The 17159-nt window shown below is 42.8% G+C and carries 23 protein-coding genes; 15 read left to right on the top strand and 8 right to left on the bottom strand.

The window, feature by feature from the left end; all coding sequences use genetic code 11:
- The first annotated feature begins 108 nt into the window (after nt 1–108).
- Entirely contained in the window at nt 109–609 is a 501-nt protein-coding gene (locus DET59_RS12850) for a DoxX family protein (protein WP_113970056.1), read from the top strand.
- Nucleotides 610–706: 97 nt separating this feature from the next.
- On the opposite strand, the gene DET59_RS12845 is transcribed toward DET59_RS12850, so the two are convergent.
- The 3 genes from DET59_RS12845 to DET59_RS12835 all read right to left on the bottom strand — a co-directional run bounded on the left by DET59_RS12845 (nt 707) and on the right by DET59_RS12835 (nt 2101).
- Nucleotides 707–892: a YfhD family protein gene (locus DET59_RS12845; protein ID WP_044339722.1), complete on the bottom strand. Its 186-nt coding sequence runs from the start codon at nt 890–892 to the stop codon at nt 707–709.
- Nucleotides 893–998: 106 nt separating this feature from the next.
- Nucleotides 999–1124: a YfhE family protein gene (locus DET59_RS12840; protein WP_079531092.1), complete on the bottom strand. Its 126-nt coding sequence runs from the start codon at nt 1122–1124 to the stop codon at nt 999–1001.
- Nucleotides 1125–1195: 71 nt separating this feature from the next.
- On the bottom strand, nt 1196–2101 hold the full coding sequence (locus tag DET59_RS12835; protein ID WP_113970055.1) for a TIGR01777 family oxidoreductase: 906 nt from the start codon (nt 2099–2101) through the stop codon (nt 1196–1198).
- Between the two features lie 90 nt (nt 2102–2191).
- On the opposite strand from DET59_RS12835, the gene recX reads away from it, so the two are divergent.
- Both recX and DET59_RS12825 read left to right on the top strand, forming a co-directional pair.
- Nucleotides 2192–2998, top strand: a complete 807-nt coding sequence (gene recX / locus DET59_RS12830) for a recombination regulator RecX (RefSeq protein ID WP_113970054.1) — start codon at nt 2192–2194, stop codon at nt 2996–2998.
- A 54-nt stretch (nt 2999–3052) separates the two neighbouring features.
- On the top strand, nt 3053–3466 hold the full coding sequence (locus DET59_RS12825; RefSeq protein WP_113970053.1) for a hypothetical protein: 414 nt from the start codon (nt 3053–3055) through the stop codon (nt 3464–3466).
- A 43-nt stretch (nt 3467–3509) separates the two neighbouring features.
- Here the strand turns inward: DET59_RS12825 and DET59_RS12820 are convergent, their stop codons facing one another.
- The gene (locus tag DET59_RS12820; protein ID WP_113970052.1) at nt 3510–4184 is read right to left on the bottom strand and encodes an SDR family NAD(P)-dependent oxidoreductase; all 675 of its coding nucleotides are present in this window, start codon (nt 4182–4184) and stop codon (nt 3510–3512) included.
- 629 nt (nt 4185–4813) lie between these two features.
- Between DET59_RS12820 and DET59_RS12815 the strand changes: the two genes are divergently transcribed.
- Nucleotides 4814–5140: a YfhH family protein gene (locus DET59_RS12815; RefSeq protein WP_113970051.1), complete on the top strand. Its 327-nt coding sequence runs from the start codon at nt 4814–4816 to the stop codon at nt 5138–5140.
- Between the two features lie 38 nt (nt 5141–5178).
- On the opposite strand, the gene DET59_RS12810 is transcribed toward DET59_RS12815, so the two are convergent.
- Nucleotides 5179–5337 carry a YpzG family protein gene (locus tag DET59_RS12810; RefSeq protein ID WP_082051311.1) on the bottom strand — a complete coding sequence of 53 codons (159 nt, stop codon included), beginning with the start codon at nt 5335–5337 and terminating at the stop codon, nt 5179–5181.
- Between the two features lie 32 nt (nt 5338–5369).
- Entirely contained in the window at nt 5370–5534 is a 165-nt protein-coding gene (locus tag DET59_RS12805) for a small, acid-soluble spore protein K (RefSeq protein WP_044339716.1), read from the bottom strand.
- 150 nt (nt 5535–5684) lie between these two features.
- Here DET59_RS12805 and DET59_RS12800 point away from each other — a divergent pair, with 150 nt between their 5' ends.
- The gene (locus DET59_RS12800) at nt 5685–5960 is read left to right on the top strand and encodes a YfhJ family protein (RefSeq protein ID WP_113970050.1); all 276 of its coding nucleotides are present in this window, start codon (nt 5685–5687) and stop codon (nt 5958–5960) included.
- A gap of 44 nt (nt 5961–6004) precedes the next feature.
- On the opposite strand, the gene DET59_RS12795 is transcribed toward DET59_RS12800, so the two are convergent.
- Nucleotides 6005–6991 carry a metal-dependent hydrolase gene (locus DET59_RS12795; protein ID WP_113970049.1) on the bottom strand — a complete coding sequence of 329 codons (987 nt, stop codon included), beginning with the start codon at nt 6989–6991 and terminating at the stop codon, nt 6005–6007.
- A gap of 90 nt (nt 6992–7081) precedes the next feature.
- Here DET59_RS12795 and DET59_RS12790 point away from each other — a divergent pair, with 90 nt between their 5' ends.
- Both DET59_RS12790 and mutY read left to right on the top strand, forming a co-directional pair.
- The gene (locus DET59_RS12790; RefSeq protein WP_113970048.1) at nt 7082–7390 is read left to right on the top strand and encodes a hypothetical protein; all 309 of its coding nucleotides are present in this window, start codon (nt 7082–7084) and stop codon (nt 7388–7390) included.
- 49 nt (nt 7391–7439) lie between these two features.
- A complete protein-coding gene (gene mutY / locus DET59_RS12785; protein WP_113970047.1) occupies nt 7440–8546 on the top strand; it encodes an A/G-specific adenine glycosylase in 1107 nt (368 codons plus the stop codon).
- A 41-nt stretch (nt 8547–8587) separates the two neighbouring features.
- Here mutY and DET59_RS12780 read toward each other — a convergent pair whose 3' ends face one another.
- Complete coding sequence (locus DET59_RS12780; protein ID WP_113970046.1) at nt 8588–8812, bottom strand: hypothetical protein; 225 nt, start codon at nt 8810–8812, stop codon at nt 8588–8590.
- 104 nt (nt 8813–8916) lie between these two features.
- Here DET59_RS12780 and fabL point away from each other — a divergent pair, with 104 nt between their 5' ends.
- The 8 genes from fabL to DET59_RS12740 all read left to right on the top strand — a co-directional run bounded on the left by fabL (nt 8917) and on the right by DET59_RS12740 (nt 17010).
- Complete coding sequence (gene fabL / locus DET59_RS12775) at nt 8917–9660, top strand: enoyl-[acyl-carrier-protein] reductase FabL (protein ID WP_113970045.1); 744 nt, start codon at nt 8917–8919, stop codon at nt 9658–9660.
- Nucleotides 9661–9736: 76 nt separating this feature from the next.
- Nucleotides 9737–9946, top strand: a complete 210-nt coding sequence (locus DET59_RS12770; protein ID WP_113970044.1) for a gamma-type small acid-soluble spore protein — start codon at nt 9737–9739, stop codon at nt 9944–9946.
- Nucleotides 9947–10199: 253 nt separating this feature from the next.
- Entirely contained in the window at nt 10200–10460 is a 261-nt protein-coding gene (locus tag DET59_RS12765) for a YgaB family protein (RefSeq protein WP_113970043.1), read from the top strand.
- A 166-nt stretch (nt 10461–10626) separates the two neighbouring features.
- Nucleotides 10627–11157, top strand: a complete 531-nt coding sequence (gene ntdP / locus DET59_RS12760) for a nucleoside tri-diphosphate phosphatase (RefSeq protein WP_113970149.1) — start codon at nt 10627–10629, stop codon at nt 11155–11157.
- A gap of 163 nt (nt 11158–11320) precedes the next feature.
- Entirely contained in the window at nt 11321–13069 is a 1749-nt protein-coding gene (locus tag DET59_RS12755; protein ID WP_113970042.1) for an ABC transporter ATP-binding protein, read from the top strand.
- 320 nt (nt 13070–13389) lie between these two features.
- A complete protein-coding gene (locus DET59_RS12750; RefSeq protein ID WP_113970041.1) occupies nt 13390–14406 on the top strand; it encodes an ABC transporter ATP-binding protein in 1017 nt (338 codons plus the stop codon).
- Nucleotides 14381–15346, top strand: a complete 966-nt coding sequence (locus DET59_RS12745) for an ABC transporter ATP-binding protein (RefSeq protein ID WP_113970040.1) — start codon at nt 14381–14383, stop codon at nt 15344–15346. The genes DET59_RS12750 and DET59_RS12745 overlap by 26 nt, the downstream gene beginning before the upstream one ends.
- Nucleotides 15347–15420: 74 nt before the next feature.
- The gene (locus DET59_RS12740) at nt 15421–17010 is read left to right on the top strand and encodes an ABC transporter substrate-binding protein (RefSeq protein WP_113970148.1); all 1590 of its coding nucleotides are present in this window, start codon (nt 15421–15423) and stop codon (nt 17008–17010) included.
- Nucleotides 17011–17159: the final 149 nt, after the last annotated feature.

Below are 17159 nucleotides of genomic sequence, written 5' to 3'. Positions count from 1 at the left end.
CAAACGAAACAGCTATCATATCAAAACCATCACAAACTTTGATCAACTGTTTTTTAGTCACTCTTGTGAAATATTTCACAATATAAATCCAAAAGGAGATGATCCATCATGAGATGGTGGGAAAATCAAAAGGTGAGCATGGTTTGGACAGTGATTAGAATTTGGTTGGGTGTTCAATGGCTGGAAGCGGGTTGGCATAAGGTGAACGATGGTTTTGATGCAAGCGGATTCTTGCAAGGAGCATTGGCTAAGGCGACGGGAGATCATCCAGCCGTTCAAGGATGGTACGCAGAATTCCTAAAAGGGTTTGCAATACCGAATGTCGATGTATTCAATATTTTGATCCCTTGGGGAGAAGTACTGGTGGGAATTGGGTTGATTGTCGGATTCATGACAATACCTGCATTAGTCGCAGGAGCTTTCATGAACTTAAACTTCTTATTGGCGGGAACGGTGAGCACGAATCCAGTTCTTTACACAGTTGCCATCATCCTTCTTTTTGCAGGCAGAGGGGCATTCTGTTGGGGAGCTGACCGCTGGATGATGCCATACCTGAAACATATGGTCCTTCCTAAAGGCAAACAGCATAAAAAGCCGGTCGTGGTGTGATAGAACATTTAATGAAACCACCCATGCAGACATTGCATGGGTGGTTTCTTAGTGAATTCCTCAGAACCTATCTTTTTTTTCACCTACAGGGAGTACACTATTGGTTTTTCTTCACTCGTGCACGCTGGTTGGCAGCATTGGCGCGAGCTTGTGCTTCCATATCAGCCTGGTCGGCAAGTTCACGTGAGAACTCTTCGTCAACACCGTCAGATTTGAGCTGAGCGGGTGTTTGTGGCAAGCTGTTTTTGTTTCCTCGTTTACTATTTCCGCGTGATCTGCCCAATATGAACATCCCCTTTTCAGTTGGTTAAAAAAATAAAGGTACAGACTTAGAAGTCTGTACCTTTATTCTTCTTCAAAGTAAGGGTTTTTAGTTAGGTAATAATTGTCTATCTATGGGCTTTGGAACTGAATCCGCCTGCACGATCAGCTGCTTTGAATTCTCTTGAATACGTTACTTCCTGTGCACTGGATAGAACCGATTTGTTTTTGTCTTTCTTCTTCTTATTATCCATTCGTATGTACATCCCTTCTTTTCAAGATTACTTCTATTTTTGCCTTGAAAAGAAGGGGACATACCTGTGATTTAATGATAAATATCAATCAAGGCACTTTTTAATTCAGGGTATTCAAATTTAAAACCGTTTTCTGAAAGGACACTCGGAAGTACTTTTTGGCCTTCCAGCACTAAGGCGCTCATTTCACCCATTGCTACTTTTAAAGCAAGGGAAGGGACAGGGATCCAGTGTGGCCTGCCAAGCACGGCCCCGAGTGTTTTTCCGAACTCTTTCATGGTAACGGGGGAAGGAGCTGTCACATTCACCGGTCCCGAGATGGATTCTGTTTCAATAATGAAATGCACCGCTCTTGCGATGTCTTTAATATGGACCCACGACATCCACTGGTCACCGGATCCAACCGTTCCTCCCACAAACATTTTATAAGGAAGAGCGATACGAGGGAGGGCGCCTTCCTCCTCCCCCAGTATAATCCCGAAACGAGCATATGCAACCCTGATATCCAGCTGGTTTGCCTTGCTCGCTTCTTTTTCCCATATTTGAACGGTTTCTCCTAAAAAGTTGTCTGCCGTTTCCGTTGACGCTTCTGTATACGTATTCGTTTTTGAAGAAGGGTAGTAGCCGATTGCACTTGCGTTAATTAGACACGCCGGTTTCTCTTTCAGTGCCTTTATAATGTTCATTACCTCTTGTGTTGAGTTGATCCGGCTATTGATGATTCGTTTCTTACGCTCATCTGTCCAGCGGCCGCTGTTGATGGATTCCCCTGCAAGGTTAATGAAGGCTTGGATTCCTTCGAGCGCATCTTCCGGTTTCGCCCCGTCAGATAGCCATTTTACGTAGGTAACTCCTGAACGATTGTCGTATTTATCCGGATTTCGAGTAAGTATCATGACTTCGTGATGGTGTTCGAGAAGTTCCTCCGTCAGAGCCTGCCCGACAAAACCCGTCCCACCTGTTATAGCGATCTTCATCATCATCCCTCCAATATACTTATTATTTTACCTATCTACAGAATAAAAAACATATGCTGAATGTGTTAGGATTACAATGAGGTGGAAAAAATGGGTAAGATTACGAAAATAACGAAGCAAGTAAAGAACGATGAGCGTTACAATTTATTTATAGATGGAAAATATGCCTTCAGTGTCGATGAAGCAGTACTGGCAAAGTTTCAGCTCCGAAAAGGTCTGGAAGTGGATGAGCTTGAGGTTTCAGAACTTCAATATGAAGACGATGTAAAGAAAGCATTCAATAAAGCGATTCAATATTTAGCCCATCGAATGCGCACGGAAAAAGAAATTCGGGACCATTTACAAGAAGGAGATCCCGAAGATGGAGTCATACAGGAAGTGATTCATAAATTAAATGATATTAAATACATCAATGATTTAGAATTCGCTCACGCTTTTGTCGGGACTCACATGAATACCTCTGATAAGGGGCCGACTTGGATCCGGGGGGAATTAAGAAGAAAAGGGGTGGATGACCCTTATATCGAAGAGGCTCTTGCTGCATTTACGGAAGAGAAGCAGGTTGATAAAGCCGTCGGTCTCACCGAAAAACTTCTTCATAAATATAGAAAAGATTCCAAGATGATTGCCAGGCAAAAAATTGAACAAAACCTGATGCGAAAAGGATATCCGGGTTCTGTCATGAAAATTGTCTGGGAGACAGTAGAATCTGAACGGGATGACGATGAAAAATGGGATGCCGTCTATCACCAAGGGTTAAAGGCTCATAGAAAGCTGAGTTCAAAGTATGAGGGGTACGAGTATGTCCAGAAAATGAAACAGACCTTGTATCGAAAAGGTTTCTCTATGGAGGACATCGAAAGACTTTTGGAAGAGTTAAAAGAAAATGAAGAATGATTTGTTGTTTTAAAGATAGATTGAACTATAGGGGTATGACAAGGGGGAGTTCCTGTGGAGATTTTCACGCTTCTGTTTGCTGGTTTAACACTTTTGCTGCTCATCGGTACGACTAAAAAATTCAAGCTTTACACAGGTGGAATTGTCGTGGGGGCAGCCGCACTATTTATCATTGGTGAACTAATCATTAAAGTTCAAACCGGATTCTATACACTTGGGAAGCAAGAGTGGTATAACCAAGGGTATGCCGAAACCATGGGGAAATGGGTGATGCCATTTTTCCTATTGGGGGTGGCGATCTTCCTCATCATTGTGAACATCCGGATGATCCAGCAGTTTCTCAAAAGAAAAGACAGTATCCGCTGGGTGTGGATGGCTTTTGTCGTGGTTATTGATGCCTTCGCTGTATTTATAGTGCCTGTTTTATTATTTGTAGTGGCCTTTATGTTCTTCCCTTTTGCTCCATAAATGAGAAGGCAGTCTTCCTTTAGGGAACACTGCCTTTTGAGGTTTATTTTTTTGATTCAATGACGATTTCGTCTTTTTCTTTGTATTCATTCACAATCATTTCCGCAACTTCTTTAGGAGAGCGAAGCCTTGATGGATCACTGATATGATCGCTGTTCTCCCAGAATGGAGTATTCATTCCACCCATATACGCATTCACGATGCGAAGATTCGAATCCTCGTACTCCTTCTGTAAGCTTTCACCAAATCCTCTGAGGGCAAACTTGCTCGCTACATACAATGATTCATTTTTTTTGCCTCTAAGGCCAGCTGTGGAAATGATGTTAATGATTGTGCTGCTCCCTGGATCAAGTCGATTCAGAAGTGCCTTAGTCAAACGAATGGGACCGAGTGCATTCGTTTCAAACATGCTTACTAATTCATCATCGTCTGTATCCTTGAAGGGACCGAAATAGCCCACCCCTGCATTATGTACGAGTAATTCGACATTACAATCCTTAAGATGAGTCTTGGCGAATTGTTGAATGTCATGAGTTGAACGAATATCCAAAGTGGCAAATGAAACCTTTCCGCCAATGCTTTCAATTTCTGCTGCAGCTTCTTTTAAGCTGTCTTCCGTCCGGGCAAGAAGGAAGATATGATATCCTTGCAGGCTAAGAAGTTTTCCTAATTCTTTTCCAAGGCCGGAGCCTCCGCCTGTGATGATGGCTGTTTTCATGGTGGTGTCATCCTTTCTGATGTAATTGATTAAGGGCCTGCCTTATGCTTGTCGGGTCTGACCAGCCGCTTCCGCTTTTCTTATTGTCCAGCTCCAGCGGCTAGCCCCTCGAGGTCATAAGCCGTGATGGCCAAAAAGGCAAAGAACGCCTTTCCGGCCATCCCGTCTTATGCTTGTCGGGTCTAACCAGCCGATTCCGCTTTTCTTATTGTCCAGCTGCGGGGCTTAGAGGCTCGAGGTCATAAGTCCAGCCCACCAAAAAGGCAAAGAGCGCCTTTCCGGTGGACCGGCCTTATGCTTGTCGCCTCTGGGCAAAGCCCCTCCGCTTTTCTTATTGTCCAGCTCCAGCGGCTAGCCCCTCGAGGTCATAAGCCGTGATGGCCAAAAAGGCAAAGAACGCCTTTTCAGCAATCCCGTCTTATGCTTGTCGGGGCTGACCAGCCGCTTCCGCTTTTCTTATTGTCCAGCTGCGGGGCTTAGAGGCTCGAGGTCATAAGTCCAGCCCACCAAAAAGGCAAAGTGCGCCTTTCCGGTGGACTTGCCTTATGCTTGTCGCCTCTGGGCAAAGCCCCTCCGCTTTTCTTATTGTATCATTTTCTCTATACTACTATTAGTAGAGGTGATGAGGAATGGAACAAGAGAGAAGATATAGTGAGATGACGGAGCATGAGTTGAAGCAGGAAATTGCTTCGTTGAAGGAGAAAGCAAGGAAAGCTGAACAGCTGGGGATTGTGAATGAGTTTGCCGTTTTGGAGCGCAAGGCACTTATGGCACAGGCTTATTTGATGAATCCTGACGCCTACAAGCCTGGCGGGATATACGCAATAGAAGGTGATCCCGGTACATATTTCAAAGTCGACTATCTAAACGGGGTATTTGCCTGGGGATATCGCCTGGGTGGAGACGGAAAAGAAGAAGCACTGCCGATTTCCCTATTGGCAGGAGAAAAGAAGTAATAAAGAGGTCCGTCATAGGGACGGACCTCTGAAATAGCCTAGGAACGCTTGCGTGTCTGGTTCTCTAGAATGATTAAGTCTTGAGTTTGTGTGGTTTGTCCATTAGCTTGGGAATGGGCATGCTTTGGATTGTAGAATGCCTTGTTAAATGGACTGCTGTACTTATTTCGGTAGAAGTTGTTTTTCATGTTTGCCATCGTAACTACCCCCTAAACAGATTTTCACTTCATTAAAGTGAGTCGTGATCTCTTTCTCCAGAAGCTTTCATACGTTCTTGAGGATGGGTGTTGATGGTGCCGTTAGCCCTTTTAGATGCAAATTCCGCTTTAGCTCTCGGTTCACCTTCGAATTTATTGTTATTCATGTTAGGGAACCCTGTCGTTTTATTTCGCATAAAGTGCCTCCTAAAAGGTGAATTTTCTGACTCATACCGTGAAGAAGCAAAGGTTCACAACTAAGCTTAACCACGTACTAATAGTATGGGTGAATTGGTGTACATTATCATAAAAGAGGGAACTAAATATATGGAAAAGGAGGAGACAAAATGGAGTCAACATTCCACGAATTAACACAATTGTTAATTGAAAAAAATAATAAGCTCTCGTATGAAAAAGCGAGAACCTGGATCGAACTTGTGTGGGAGGATTTCGAAGCCACATACGCAAAAGCAGGTTACGATTATAAAGGAAAAGCAGTAACGGAAAAAGTCGTTCGCCAATGGGTCAATACATACGGTGAACAAATCCACGAATTTGCTGCACAAAACCCTAAATACAAACATCTGATCGACGATAAAGAAGATGACGATATAGTACATTAAAGTGATGAGGGACGGACCTTTTTAAAGGTCCGTCCCTCACTGCTTTAATCGATTAAAATGTCGATGTCGACTTTTGAGCGAAGTTTTTCTTCGCTGAAGACCCATCCTGTGTAGGAGCTGACGATGTTCAGGTCTTTGTCGAGCTGTACCAGGGCGACAAAGGGATAGTGTCCATTATTTCTGTAGCGAAGATCGATGAAGCGTACTTCAAAGTGATCATCGTATTCGTCCACTTCCCAGCGGAAAACCGGGGAAAAGGAAAGAAAGGCGGCCAGATTTTTATCTCTTTTAGCGGCATTGATGACTGGATTCTCAGGTATCGGTATGCGTTCAAATTTATCGAAGATCGTAATCGACCGTCTGAATGCCCGTGCGACATAATAATGTTCCTTGGTCACAATCGCAAGGCGCCATTGGAAAAACCGGATTGTCGGTGAAACGATGATTTTTTCCGCTTTAGGGATTCTTCTTTTCACCGCATTTTTCACTGCTTTTTGAACCTGGAATCTCAATACATAATAAGCGAAAATCACAATGTACATGACCAAAAAGGTTTTTCCAGGTGGTAATCCCATGCCCCACAGAATCAATCCGCCGATGTGAATACCAAATATAATCGGATCAAACGTGTTAATGACTCCTAAAGCGACCCATTTCGACGAAATCGGCCTGATGGCCTGTGTCCCATAGGCATTGAAAATGTCGACAAATACATGGAGGAATACGGCCACAAATGTCCAAATCCATAAATGAAGCAAATCTGCCCCCGGGAAAAAGGGATAAAGACAAGCGACAATTACTAGCGGCCAAAGAGCAACGGCCGGAATGCTATGGGTGATGCCTCGATGATGACGTATATAAACGGCATTATTGCGTAATTTCAAAACGGTATCGATGTCTGGAATTTGAGAGCCGATGACTGCTGCAACCAACACACTTTGAGAAGTGGCTGCACTTTCAGCAACAACGGGATCCAGGGTGGCTAAGCCCCCTAGAGCGAAACCCATGACGATATGAGTGCCTGTATCCAAAAAAAGTCCTCCCTTGGCTCATTTTCATCTGTATTTTTAATGACTTGTATTCATTTTTGAACATGATATGGTTAAAAGGAGTTTATTTCAATGAAAAACACTTTACACATTTACTTAGAATATGAAATAAAACAAAATTCTCAACCTCAATACAATCAGATTATGAACAATATCGTAGCGACATTACCACAATACGACGCCTTTAATATCCAGTGGGAAAAGTCTGAATCCGACCCTAATCGTTACATCGAACGGTTTATAGTGCCCACTGAATCCCATTTCCATGTTTTGAAACGTTTACGGACATCCCGTCGTCATTTATTATTTGGTTTATTGGACGAATGTATTTGTGGAGGGTTAAAAGAAATAAACCTTGTTGGCCTAAAAACACAGCTTTAATTATTTATTCCCTATTCAACGTAACATTTAACATCCTGGAGGTACAAAATTGAAAGAAGAACCATTGAAACATTTAGACTCCATTGACCGTGAGGAATTTCAGAAGAATTTATTATCATGGTTTTCAAGAGAACAGCGTGATCTTCCATGGAGGAAGGATCAAGATCCATACAAGGTGTGGGTATCTGAAATCATGCTTCAACAAACAAGGGTGGATACGGTCATACCTTATTTTAACCGATTCATCGAGAAATTTCCTACCATAGATGCTCTTGCTACAGCCGACGAAGAAGATGTCCTGAAAGCATGGGAAGGACTCGGCTATTACTCGAGAGTCAGGAATCTTCAATCGGCTGTAAAAGAAGTGAGTGAAAAGTATGGAGGAATCGTTCCGGATACGCCGAAAGAAATATCGTCATTAAAGGGTGTGGGACCCTACACTGCGGGGGCGATCTTGAGTATTGCCTACAGCAAACCGGAACCTGCTGTCGACGGAAATGTCATGAGGGTATTTTCACGTATTCTATCCATCTGGCTTGATATTGCCAAACCTGCATCACGCAAGGTATTTGAACAAGCGGTCAGAAATTTGATTTCTGAAGAGAATCCATCGTATTTCAATCAAGCGCTGATGGAGCTTGGGGCACTGATTTGCACACCGACATCACCATCCTGCTTACTATGCCCTGTCCGGGAACACTGTCAGGCATTTGAAGAAGGAGTGCAAACAGAACTTCCAATTAAATCGAAAAAGAAATCTGCACGTAAAATGAATATGGCGGCAGCCGTTCTGTTTACGGAGGATGATCGAGTGGTTATCCACAAACGCCCGAGTAAAGGACTGCTCGCTAATTTATGGGAATTCCCTAATTTTGAAGTGGGAGATTCAAGCGGAGGTCGAAAGCAATTGCTTGATTTAATGGAGGAAGAATACAAGGTGGATTGCTCATTGAAAGCAGGGGTTGTCACGAAAATCCAGCATATATTCTCTCACATCGTTTGGGATATTGAAGTATATGTTGGTTCTATCGACAGCACCACTCTTGATGACAGCTGCCTGATTGCCGTTACGACCGAAGAATTCGATAAATATGCCTTTCCCGTCTCCCATCAGAAAATCTGGAAGGAAACAGGAGCAGGAATATTACAGAAATAATAAAGAGCAGCCGTGATGGTTGCTCTTTGTGTATGATCATCTCAATCGTAACTAATCTTCGTGCCGTGAGTATAATCGGCTTCGCCACGCTTCAATCCGCCTCGGTTTTCAATTTCTTCGACAATTTCTCTGTGAATCGATTGTCCTTCTGCGTTCAAATAGGGTACTATTTGTTGTAGTGAATGATGAAAGAAAGCGAGCTCGCTTTTTTGCCATTCATCTTTTGGAATCATTGAAAGCTCTGTCATATCTCTACCTACATACATAACTCATTCCTCCATTTAACTGACATGCTCTTATTAGTGTGCATGTTCAAGGCATGATTATGCTTTACACCAAATGGAAAAATGAAATTGAAAGGATGATCAACATGAGTCAAAAAGTAGCATTAGTCACAGGAAGCAGCCGCGGACTTGGACGGGAAATCGCTATTCAACTAGCAGAAAAAGGATACGATATCGTAGTCAATTATGCACGGAGTAAAAAAGGGGCACTTGAAACGGCTGAACAGGTCGAAAAGTTGGGCCGAAAAGCATTTGTCGTACGGGCGAATGTAGGAGACGTGGATAAAATCAAATCTATGTTCGAACAAATTAAAGAAGAATTCGGCCGTTTGGATGTATTGGTAAGTAACGCAGCATCCGGGGTTCTGCGTCCAGTCATGGAACTTGAAGAATCTCATTGGGATTGGACGATGAACATCAACAGCAAGGCATTACTATTCTGTGCCCAGGAAGCAGCAAAGTTAATGGATAAGGGCGGACGCATCGTAAGCATAAGCTCATTGGGATCCATCCGTTATTTAGACAATTACACAACTGTGGGAGTATCAAAAGCTGCAGTTGAAGCCTTAACGCGTTATCTTGCAGTTGAACTCGCATCGCGTGACATAATCGTAAATGCAGTTTCCGGTGGTGCGATCGATACAGATGCACTCAAGCATTTCCCTAATCGTGAAGAGCTTCTGGAAGATGCCCGCAGTAAAACACCAGCAGGACGAATGGTGGAAATTGATGATCTTGTGAAATCAGTGATGTTCCTCGTTTCAGACGATTCTTCCATGATCAGAGGTCAAACCATCATCGTCGATGGCGGTCGCTCACTACTCGTTTAGTGGAATTTTTTTCCTGAAAAATATCGAATAGTGAAATCCACGCTTGGTTATCTTAATAAGCGTGGAGGTGATTACAATGGCAAAACAACCAAACAAAACTCAAGCTGGTACAAGCGTTCAACATGTGAAACAACAAAACGCTCAAGCTGGTCAAGCTCAACAACAACAATACGGTACTGAGTTCGCTTCAGAAACAACAGCAGCACAACACGTGAAGCAACAAAACCAACAAGCAGAAGCTAACAAAGCGAAAGCTTCTGGTAAATACGGTCAACAACAACAATAATTAATTTGTTCTTGACGGAAAAAGCACCCATTCAGTTGGGTGCTTTTTCGTTTTGTTTTTGAGGGACGGATCTTTCAAATCTTCCGTCAATGAAAAGGACTGATCTTTCAATATCCACTATAAAAACAGAGGTCCGTCCCTCCACATCCTCCACATCGACAAAACAGGTGGGATTGTGACAGAAGTTGTCAAAGGGTTTGGGGGTGGGAAGGAGAATGTTTAGGAGAGCTTGTTTAGAGGAGTGGTGGAAGTGATGCAGCAACGGTTTAATGAGTTGGTAACAGAGCAGTTAGAGACGATGGATAAGTTGTTATATCTTCAGTCTGAGATCGAACGTTGTCAAGAGCTTGAAGAGGAGCTGTTCGAGCTTCAAGAGATGACGAAGGTTGAATCTATAAAGAGAGAGATTGCTTCAAAAAAGAAGGAACTAAAAGAGATTCAAAAAATGTTTCAAAAACAAACCGATGAAGTGATTCGCTCCTATCAAAAGGAACAAAACAGCGTTACAACATAAAAAGATAGGCATGATAAATCTGATTTTTGAACAGGAACAGGGCGATTCTTAAAGGATTTTTTCTTTAAGGATAGCCCTTTTGTTTTAAATTTTCTGAGGAAACGTTATAATGATAGAATAGATAAGCATATATAAAGGTAATTTTGAAATGAAAGAAGGGGATACGATGGCGGTTCCCACTGAAGGAAAATCAGTACAAATACATAGCTTTAAGCATGATGGCAACATTCACCGGATATGGAATGAGACGACGGTTCTGAAAGGAACAAGCAATCAGATAATCGGTGGAAATGATCGAACGATGGTGACGGAATCAGACGGAAGAACGTGGATGACCCGTGAACCCGCAATATGCTATTTTCATTCAGAGCTATGGTTTAACATTATTTGTATGATTCGTGAGGACGGTATTTATTATTATTGTAATTTAAGCTCACCATTTGTATATGATCATGAAGCGATCAAGTATATCGATTACGACTTGGATATTAAAGTGTTTCCTGATATGACATATACACTGCTGGATGAGGATGAGTATGAAGCTCATCGCAAGTTGTACGGTTACCCGGATGTGATCGATCACATCCTGAAGCGAAATGTAGACAAGCTTGTTCGCTGGATCCGACAAAGAAAAGGGCCTTTTGCTCCTGACTTTATTGATATTTGGTACGAGCGTTATCTGACTCACAGAGGGTAACACAGCTGGAAAACTGTATAGGCATTAAAGGGCTGACCCAGTAAGGAGCAACCCTTTTCATTTCCTGAAAGGACTTGAAGAGGAGCAGTGCTGCGTTCCATACAGGGTCATCCCTTTTTATTGGGGCAAAATAAATACTCACACCTTAGAAAGGAGTAATCACTTGGATAGTATCAAACGCTACCTTCAATTTGTAAAACCTTATCGGTGGCAAATTATTGGTACATTAATTATAGGTATTATTAAATTTACCATCCCTTTGTTAATTCCAATTTTAATTAAATATGTAATCGATGATATAGTGGGCGCTTCGGGCTTATCCTCGGAAGAAAAGACCAATCAATTACTGATGATCATGGGAATCATGCTTGGCCTTTTCTTACTGGTAAGGCCACCTGTGGAATATTATCGACAGTACTTTGCTCAGTGGACGGGAAACAAGATCTTGTATGACTTAAGGGATCATTTGTTTTCACATATTCAGCGACTCAGTTTTAAGTATTATTCGAATACAAGAGCGGGGGAAGTCATTTCCAGGGTCATCAATGACGTTGAGCAGACGAAGAATTTCGTGATCACCGGTCTGATGAATCTATGGCTGGATGCAGCTACCATAGTCATTGCCCTGTCCATCATGTTTACGATGGATGTTTCGTTAACACTTGTGTCTCTTATCGCGTTTCCTTTCTATGCGTTCTCTGTCCGTTATTTCTTTGGAAGACTCAGGGGTTTGACGAGAGACCGGTCTCAGGCACTGGCAGAGGTCCAAAGTCACTTACACGAACGGGTCCAGGGAATGGCTGTCATCAAGAGTTTTGCTGTTGAAGACTATGAACAAAAACAGTTTCAGGATCAAAATAGCAATTTCTTAACGAAGGCCTTAAAGCAAACAAGCTGGAATGCGAAAGCGTTCGCGGTTGTGAATACCATTACGGATATTTCTCCGTTGATCATCATTGGTTATGCGGGGCTGCAAGTGATTAATGGAGATCTGACCATTGGTACAATGGCTGCTTTTATCGCCTATATCGATCGTCTCTATGGTCCGCTTAGACGACTGGTGAATTCTTCTACAACCTTGACTCAATCGATCGCCTCCATGGACCGTGTATTTGAGTTCATGGATGAGAAGTATGATATTGATGATGAACCAGGTGCGATTCCTTGTGAAAACGTACGCGGAGATATTCATTTTAAAAATGTTTCCTTCCGCTATGAATCTGAAGAGGAAGACGTACTGCGTAATCTCAACCTTGATATTAAAACGGGTGAAACCGTCGCTCTGGTCGGGATGAGCGGTGGAGGAAAATCATCCTTCGTCAGTCTTATTCCCCGTTTTTATGATGTTACAGATGGTGAAATTCTTTTAGATGGAACAGACATCAGAAGATTTCAGGTGAGGTCATTGCGGGACAATATCGGAATGGTGCTTCAGGACAATATTCTCTTTAGTGAATCGGTCAAGATGAATATTAAATTCGGTAATCCTGATGCGTCGGATGAAGAAGTAATAGAAGCTGCCAAGGCGGCAAATGCACATGACTTCATTATGAAATTACCTCAAGGCTATGACACGAAAGTAGGAGAAAGAGGTGTGAAGCTATCGGGCGGACAGAAGCAACGTGTCGCGATTGCCAGGGTGTTCCTTAAGAATCCACCGATTCTCATACTGGATGAAGCAACGTCAGCCCTTGATCTGGAAAGCGAACACCTCATCCAGGAATCTCTTGAAATCCTGGCAAAAGATCGAACGACCTTCATAGTCGCTCATCGATTATCAACGATCACCCATGCTGACAGAATCATTCATATGGAGCACGGTGAAGTTGTCGAAATGGGAACCCATGAAGAGCTGATGGCAAAACAGGGACATTACCATAAACTCTTCCAAGTACAGCTGCTCGATCAGTAAAATGGAAAGTCATGACTTATCACGATGCACGTGATAAAAGTCATGACTTTTTTTGTTTATCAAAAAAATATATCAAACTTATTTCAGGTGTGTCATGAAGAAAGTAGGACTAAATAACTTTATATGGAAGGAATGAAAAAGATAATTGGACATATATTGAATTGAATTGAATTAGGAATGAAAGAGCATATTGAATTTGTGTAGAAAAATTCTGAAAATAGATTGCAACATTTGTAACATCTTGTATAATAAGAAACATATAAAATTTAGAAAATAAGCACTATTAAGAAAAGAGAGATAGTTTCAAGAGGAGGATTTGAATGAGCGAAGCGCGTCCTTTACTAAAAGTGGAAGATTTGAGGACCTCCTTTTTTACTGATGACGGAGAAGTTCCTGCAGTCGATGGAGTTAGCTTTCATGTGAATGAAGGAGAGGTGCTCGGGATCGTTGGGGAGAGTGGATGTGGTAAAAGTGTTACATCCCTATCCATCATGGGCCTGGTACCGAAACCACCGGGGAAAATAGTAGGTGGAAAGATACTGTATAAAGATGAAGATCTGACACAAGCATCTGAAAAGCGAATGAGAGATATCCGGGGCAATGATATAGCGATGATCTTCCAAGAGCCGATGACATCTTTAAACCCTGTTTTTACTATAGGTGACCAATTAACGGAAGCCATACGCATACATACGAAGGTTGGAAAGAAACAAGCGAGAGATAAAGCAATTGACATTATGAAGATGGTCGGTTTACCGCGATCTGAGGAGCTTATCAAGGAATACCCCCATCAGCTGTCAGGAGGTATGAGACAAAGGGTCATGATTGCCATGGCCATGGTTTGTGATCCACGTGTATTGATAGCAGACGAGCCGACAACCGCTCTTGACGTGACGATTCAGGCCCAAATATTAAAATTGATGAAACGATTAAATAAAGAACTGAATACAGCGGTCCTTTTGATCACTCATGATTTAGGAGTTGTGGCTGAAACATGTGAACGAGTGGTCGTTATGTACTCAGGAAAAGTGGTGGAAGAGGGGAAAGTAGAAGAAATCTTCAAAAACCCTCAGCATCCTTACACGAAAGGCCTGATTCAATCCGTACCGGATATGAGAAACAAGCAGCAGCGACTGCACTCGATTCAGGGAAATGTACCGAAACCGGGATCCATTAAGACCGGATGCCGATTCGCAGCACGCTGTGAGTATGCCTTCGATCGCTGTTTAGTCGAAACACCGGAATTATATGAAACATCACAAGGACATTGCACACGATGCTTCCTGTTCGATGAAGTGGAGGAGGGAGTTTATGACGGAACCGTTGCTAAGGGTTAAAAATCTTAAGAAGCACTTTCCGATCACAGGAGGAATTCTCGGACGACCTGTCAGTTCGGTAAAAGCAGTGGACGGGGTATCTTTTACCGTGAATAAAGGAGAGACCCTTGGAATCGTAGGAGAAAGCGGATGTGGAAAGTCGACGACGGGCAGGATGCTGATGAGACTCATCGATCCATCCGAAGGGAAAGTGACATTCGAAGATCGAGAGCTTACCAGTCTATCAAACTCTGAAATGAGAAAGATCCGCCGGGAAATGCAAATGGTCTTTCAGGATCCTTTTGCTTCCTTGAATCCAAGGCATACTGTTGAAAAGATTCTCGAAGAACCATTGAAGGTCCATGGAATGGGTTCAGCGAAAGAAAGAAAAAAGAGGGTTCATGAACTACTCAATATTGTCGGGTTAAGCAGCTATCATGCGAAACGTTACCCACATCAATTCAGTGGCGGACAAAGGCAGCGAATTGGGATCGCGAGAGCTCTAATGACGAAGCCCAAGCTCATTATTGCCGATGAACCTGTGTCAGCTCTTGACGTGTCCATTCAGTCACAGGTCCTGAACCTGATGCAGGATTTGCAAAAAGAGTTCGGACTCACCTATATCTTCATTGCGCATGATTTAGGTGTAGTGAGACATATAAGTGACCGGGTAGGCGTGATGTACCTCGGCAAAATGGTAGAGCTGAGTAATAGTGAAACACTCTATGAAAATCCGCTTCATCCATATACTGAGGCACTACTATCAGCGGTACCGGTTCCGGATCCTGATTTCAAGAGAGAAACGATTCTCCTGCAGGGGGATATTCCGAGCCCGTCCAATCCACCGAGTGGGTGTACATTCCACACCCGGTGTCCACATGCAACGGAGATCTGCAAACAGAAGGTACCGGAATTCAAGGAACACCAACCAGGGCATTATGTAGCTTGTCATCTTTACTAGAAGACAAGTCTCATAAGTATATAAACATTATTCAGGAGGGGATTTAGTTGAGAAAAAAAAGCTGGTCAATTTTAATGCTGCTCATCCTACTCGTATCATCTGTTCTTTACGGATGTGGAGGAAATGAAAGTTCTTCAGGCGAAGGCGGCGACAGTAAAGATAGCGGCGATCCAAAAGTATTGATATTTGGTCGTGGAGGAGACTCTGTAGGGCTTGATCCTGCAACAGTAACTGATGGAGAATCATTTAAAGTAACGAAGAATATTTTCGAAACACTTGTGAAATTCGGAGAGCAGGATACAGAAGTAAATCCGGGATTAGCAGAAGAATGGAAGGTATCCGATGATGGTTTAACGTATACATTCATGCTTCGTGACGGAGTGAAATTCCAAGATGGCACGGACTTAAACGCTGAGGCCGTTGTGAAAAACTTCGAGCGCTGGATGAACGGGAATGCAGATCAATTCCCTTATTACGGTTCAATGTTCGGCGGATTCAAAGCCGATGAAGGTCATGTCATTAAAGAAGTAAAAGCAGCTGACGACATGACAGTTGAATTCGTATTAAAACGCCCGCAAGCACCTTTCTTGAAAAATATTGCAATGAGCCCATTCGCGATTGTAAGTCCTAAAGCAATTGATGAATTAGGTGACAAGCTTGCAGAAACACCAACTGATGCAGGTACTGGTCCATTCAAATTTGTTGAGTGGAAGCGTAATGACAAAATTGTTCTTGAAAAGAACGATGACTACTGGAACAAAGATCTACCAAAATTAGATCAGGTCGTATTTAAATCAATTCCAGAAAACTCTGCTCGTCTGAATGCATTGATATCTGGTGAAATCGATCTTGCAGATGGAGTCAATCCAAGTGATGCAAGTAAAGTTGAAGGGGACGACAACCTGCAATTATTCGAGCGTCCATCTATGAACGTTGGATACTTAGGTTTAACATCAACTCGTGAGCCATTTGATGACCCTAAAGTACGTCAAGCTATGAACTATGCCATCAATAAGCAAGAAATCATTGACGCTTTCTTCGAAGGAAAAGCAGAAATGGCGAAAAACCCGATGCCTCCGGTTATTGCCGGATACAATGATGACGTTGAAGCTTATGAATACAATCCTGAAAAAGCAAAAGAACTACTTGCAGAAGTAGGATTAAAAGATGGTTTCGAGATGGAACTTTGGGCAATGCCTGTACCACGCCCTTATATGCCGGATGGTCAAAAAGTAGCGGAAGCAATGCAAGCTGACTTAGCTGAAGTAGGCATCAAAGCGAAAATCGTATCATACGAGTGGGCTACTTACTTGGAAAAAGCTAAAAACGGTGAGGCAGATGCATTCTTACTTGGCTGGACTGGTGACAATGGAGATGCAGATAACTTCTTATACGTTCTTCTTGATAAGGACAATATCGGAAGTAACAACTACTCTTACTATAGTAACGATGAAGTACACAAAATCTTAATTGATGCTCAAACAGAAGTAGATCCTGCAAAACGTGAAGAGCTATACAAAAAAGCGCAAGAAATTATCCATGAAGATGCTCCATGGGTACCGATTGCTCACTCTACACCACTACTTGCAGGAAGTGCAGCTCTTAAAAACTTCAAGCCGCACCCAACTGGTTCCGACTGGTTAGGCGCAGTAGATATGGAGTAATACGTAATAGACCAAAGGGGAGACATCTATGATTTCTCCCCTTTGTACATAGAAAAGCGGAGGGGCTTTGCCCAGAGGCGACAAGCATAAGGCAAGTCCACCGGAAAGGCGCCCTTTGCCTTTTTGGTGGGCTGGCCTTATGACCTCGA

Origin of the sequence: Rossellomorea aquimaris (genome assembly GCF_003315075.1) — a bacterium.
GTDB classification, from domain to species: domain Bacteria; phylum Bacillota; class Bacilli; order Bacillales; family Bacillaceae_B; genus Rossellomorea; species Rossellomorea aquimaris_C.
This window is presented reverse-complemented; position numbering and strand designations above follow the sequence as displayed.

Coding starts and splice junctions, on each gene's coding strand:
- DET59_RS12850 (WP_113970056.1), top strand. CDS start 109: ATGAGATGGTGGGAAAATCAAAAGGTGAGCATGGTTTGGACAGTGATT.
- DET59_RS12840 (WP_079531092.1), bottom strand. CDS start 1,124: ATGGATAATAAGAAGAAGAAAGACAAAAACAAATCGGTTCTATCCAGT.
- DET59_RS12835 (WP_113970055.1), bottom strand. CDS start 2,101: ATGAAGATCGCTATAACAGGTGGGACGGGTTTTGTCGGGCAGGCTCTG.
- recX (WP_113970054.1), top strand. CDS start 2,192: ATGGGTAAGATTACGAAAATAACGAAGCAAGTAAAGAACGATGAGCGT.
- DET59_RS12820 (WP_113970052.1), bottom strand. CDS start 4,184: ATGAAAACAGCCATCATCACAGGCGGAGGCTCCGGCCTTGGAAAAGAA.
- DET59_RS12815 (WP_113970051.1), top strand. CDS start 4,814: ATGGAACAAGAGAGAAGATATAGTGAGATGACGGAGCATGAGTTGAAG.
- DET59_RS12810 (WP_082051311.1), bottom strand. CDS start 5,337: ATGGCAAACATGAAAAACAACTTCTACCGAAATAAGTACAGCAGTCCA.
- DET59_RS12805 (WP_044339716.1), bottom strand. CDS start 5,534: ATGCGAAATAAAACGACAGGGTTCCCTAACATGAATAACAATAAATTC.
- DET59_RS12800 (WP_113970050.1), top strand. CDS start 5,685: ATGGAGTCAACATTCCACGAATTAACACAATTGTTAATTGAAAAAAAT.
- DET59_RS12790 (WP_113970048.1), top strand. CDS start 7,082: ATGAAAAACACTTTACACATTTACTTAGAATATGAAATAAAACAAAAT.
- DET59_RS12780 (WP_113970046.1), bottom strand. CDS start 8,812: ATGTATGTAGGTAGAGATATGACAGAGCTTTCAATGATTCCAAAAGAT.
- fabL (WP_113970045.1), top strand. CDS start 8,917: ATGAGTCAAAAAGTAGCATTAGTCACAGGAAGCAGCCGCGGACTTGGA.
- DET59_RS12770 (WP_113970044.1), top strand. CDS start 9,737: ATGGCAAAACAACCAAACAAAACTCAAGCTGGTACAAGCGTTCAACAT.
- DET59_RS12765 (WP_113970043.1), top strand. CDS start 10,200: ATGCAGCAACGGTTTAATGAGTTGGTAACAGAGCAGTTAGAGACGATG.
- ntdP (WP_113970149.1), top strand. CDS start 10,627: ATGGCGGTTCCCACTGAAGGAAAATCAGTACAAATACATAGCTTTAAG.
- DET59_RS12750 (WP_113970041.1), top strand. CDS start 13,390: ATGAGCGAAGCGCGTCCTTTACTAAAAGTGGAAGATTTGAGGACCTCC.
- DET59_RS12745 (WP_113970040.1), top strand. CDS start 14,381: ATGACGGAACCGTTGCTAAGGGTTAAAAATCTTAAGAAGCACTTTCCG.
- DET59_RS12740 (WP_113970148.1), top strand. CDS start 15,421: ATGCTGCTCATCCTACTCGTATCATCTGTTCTTTACGGATGTGGAGGA.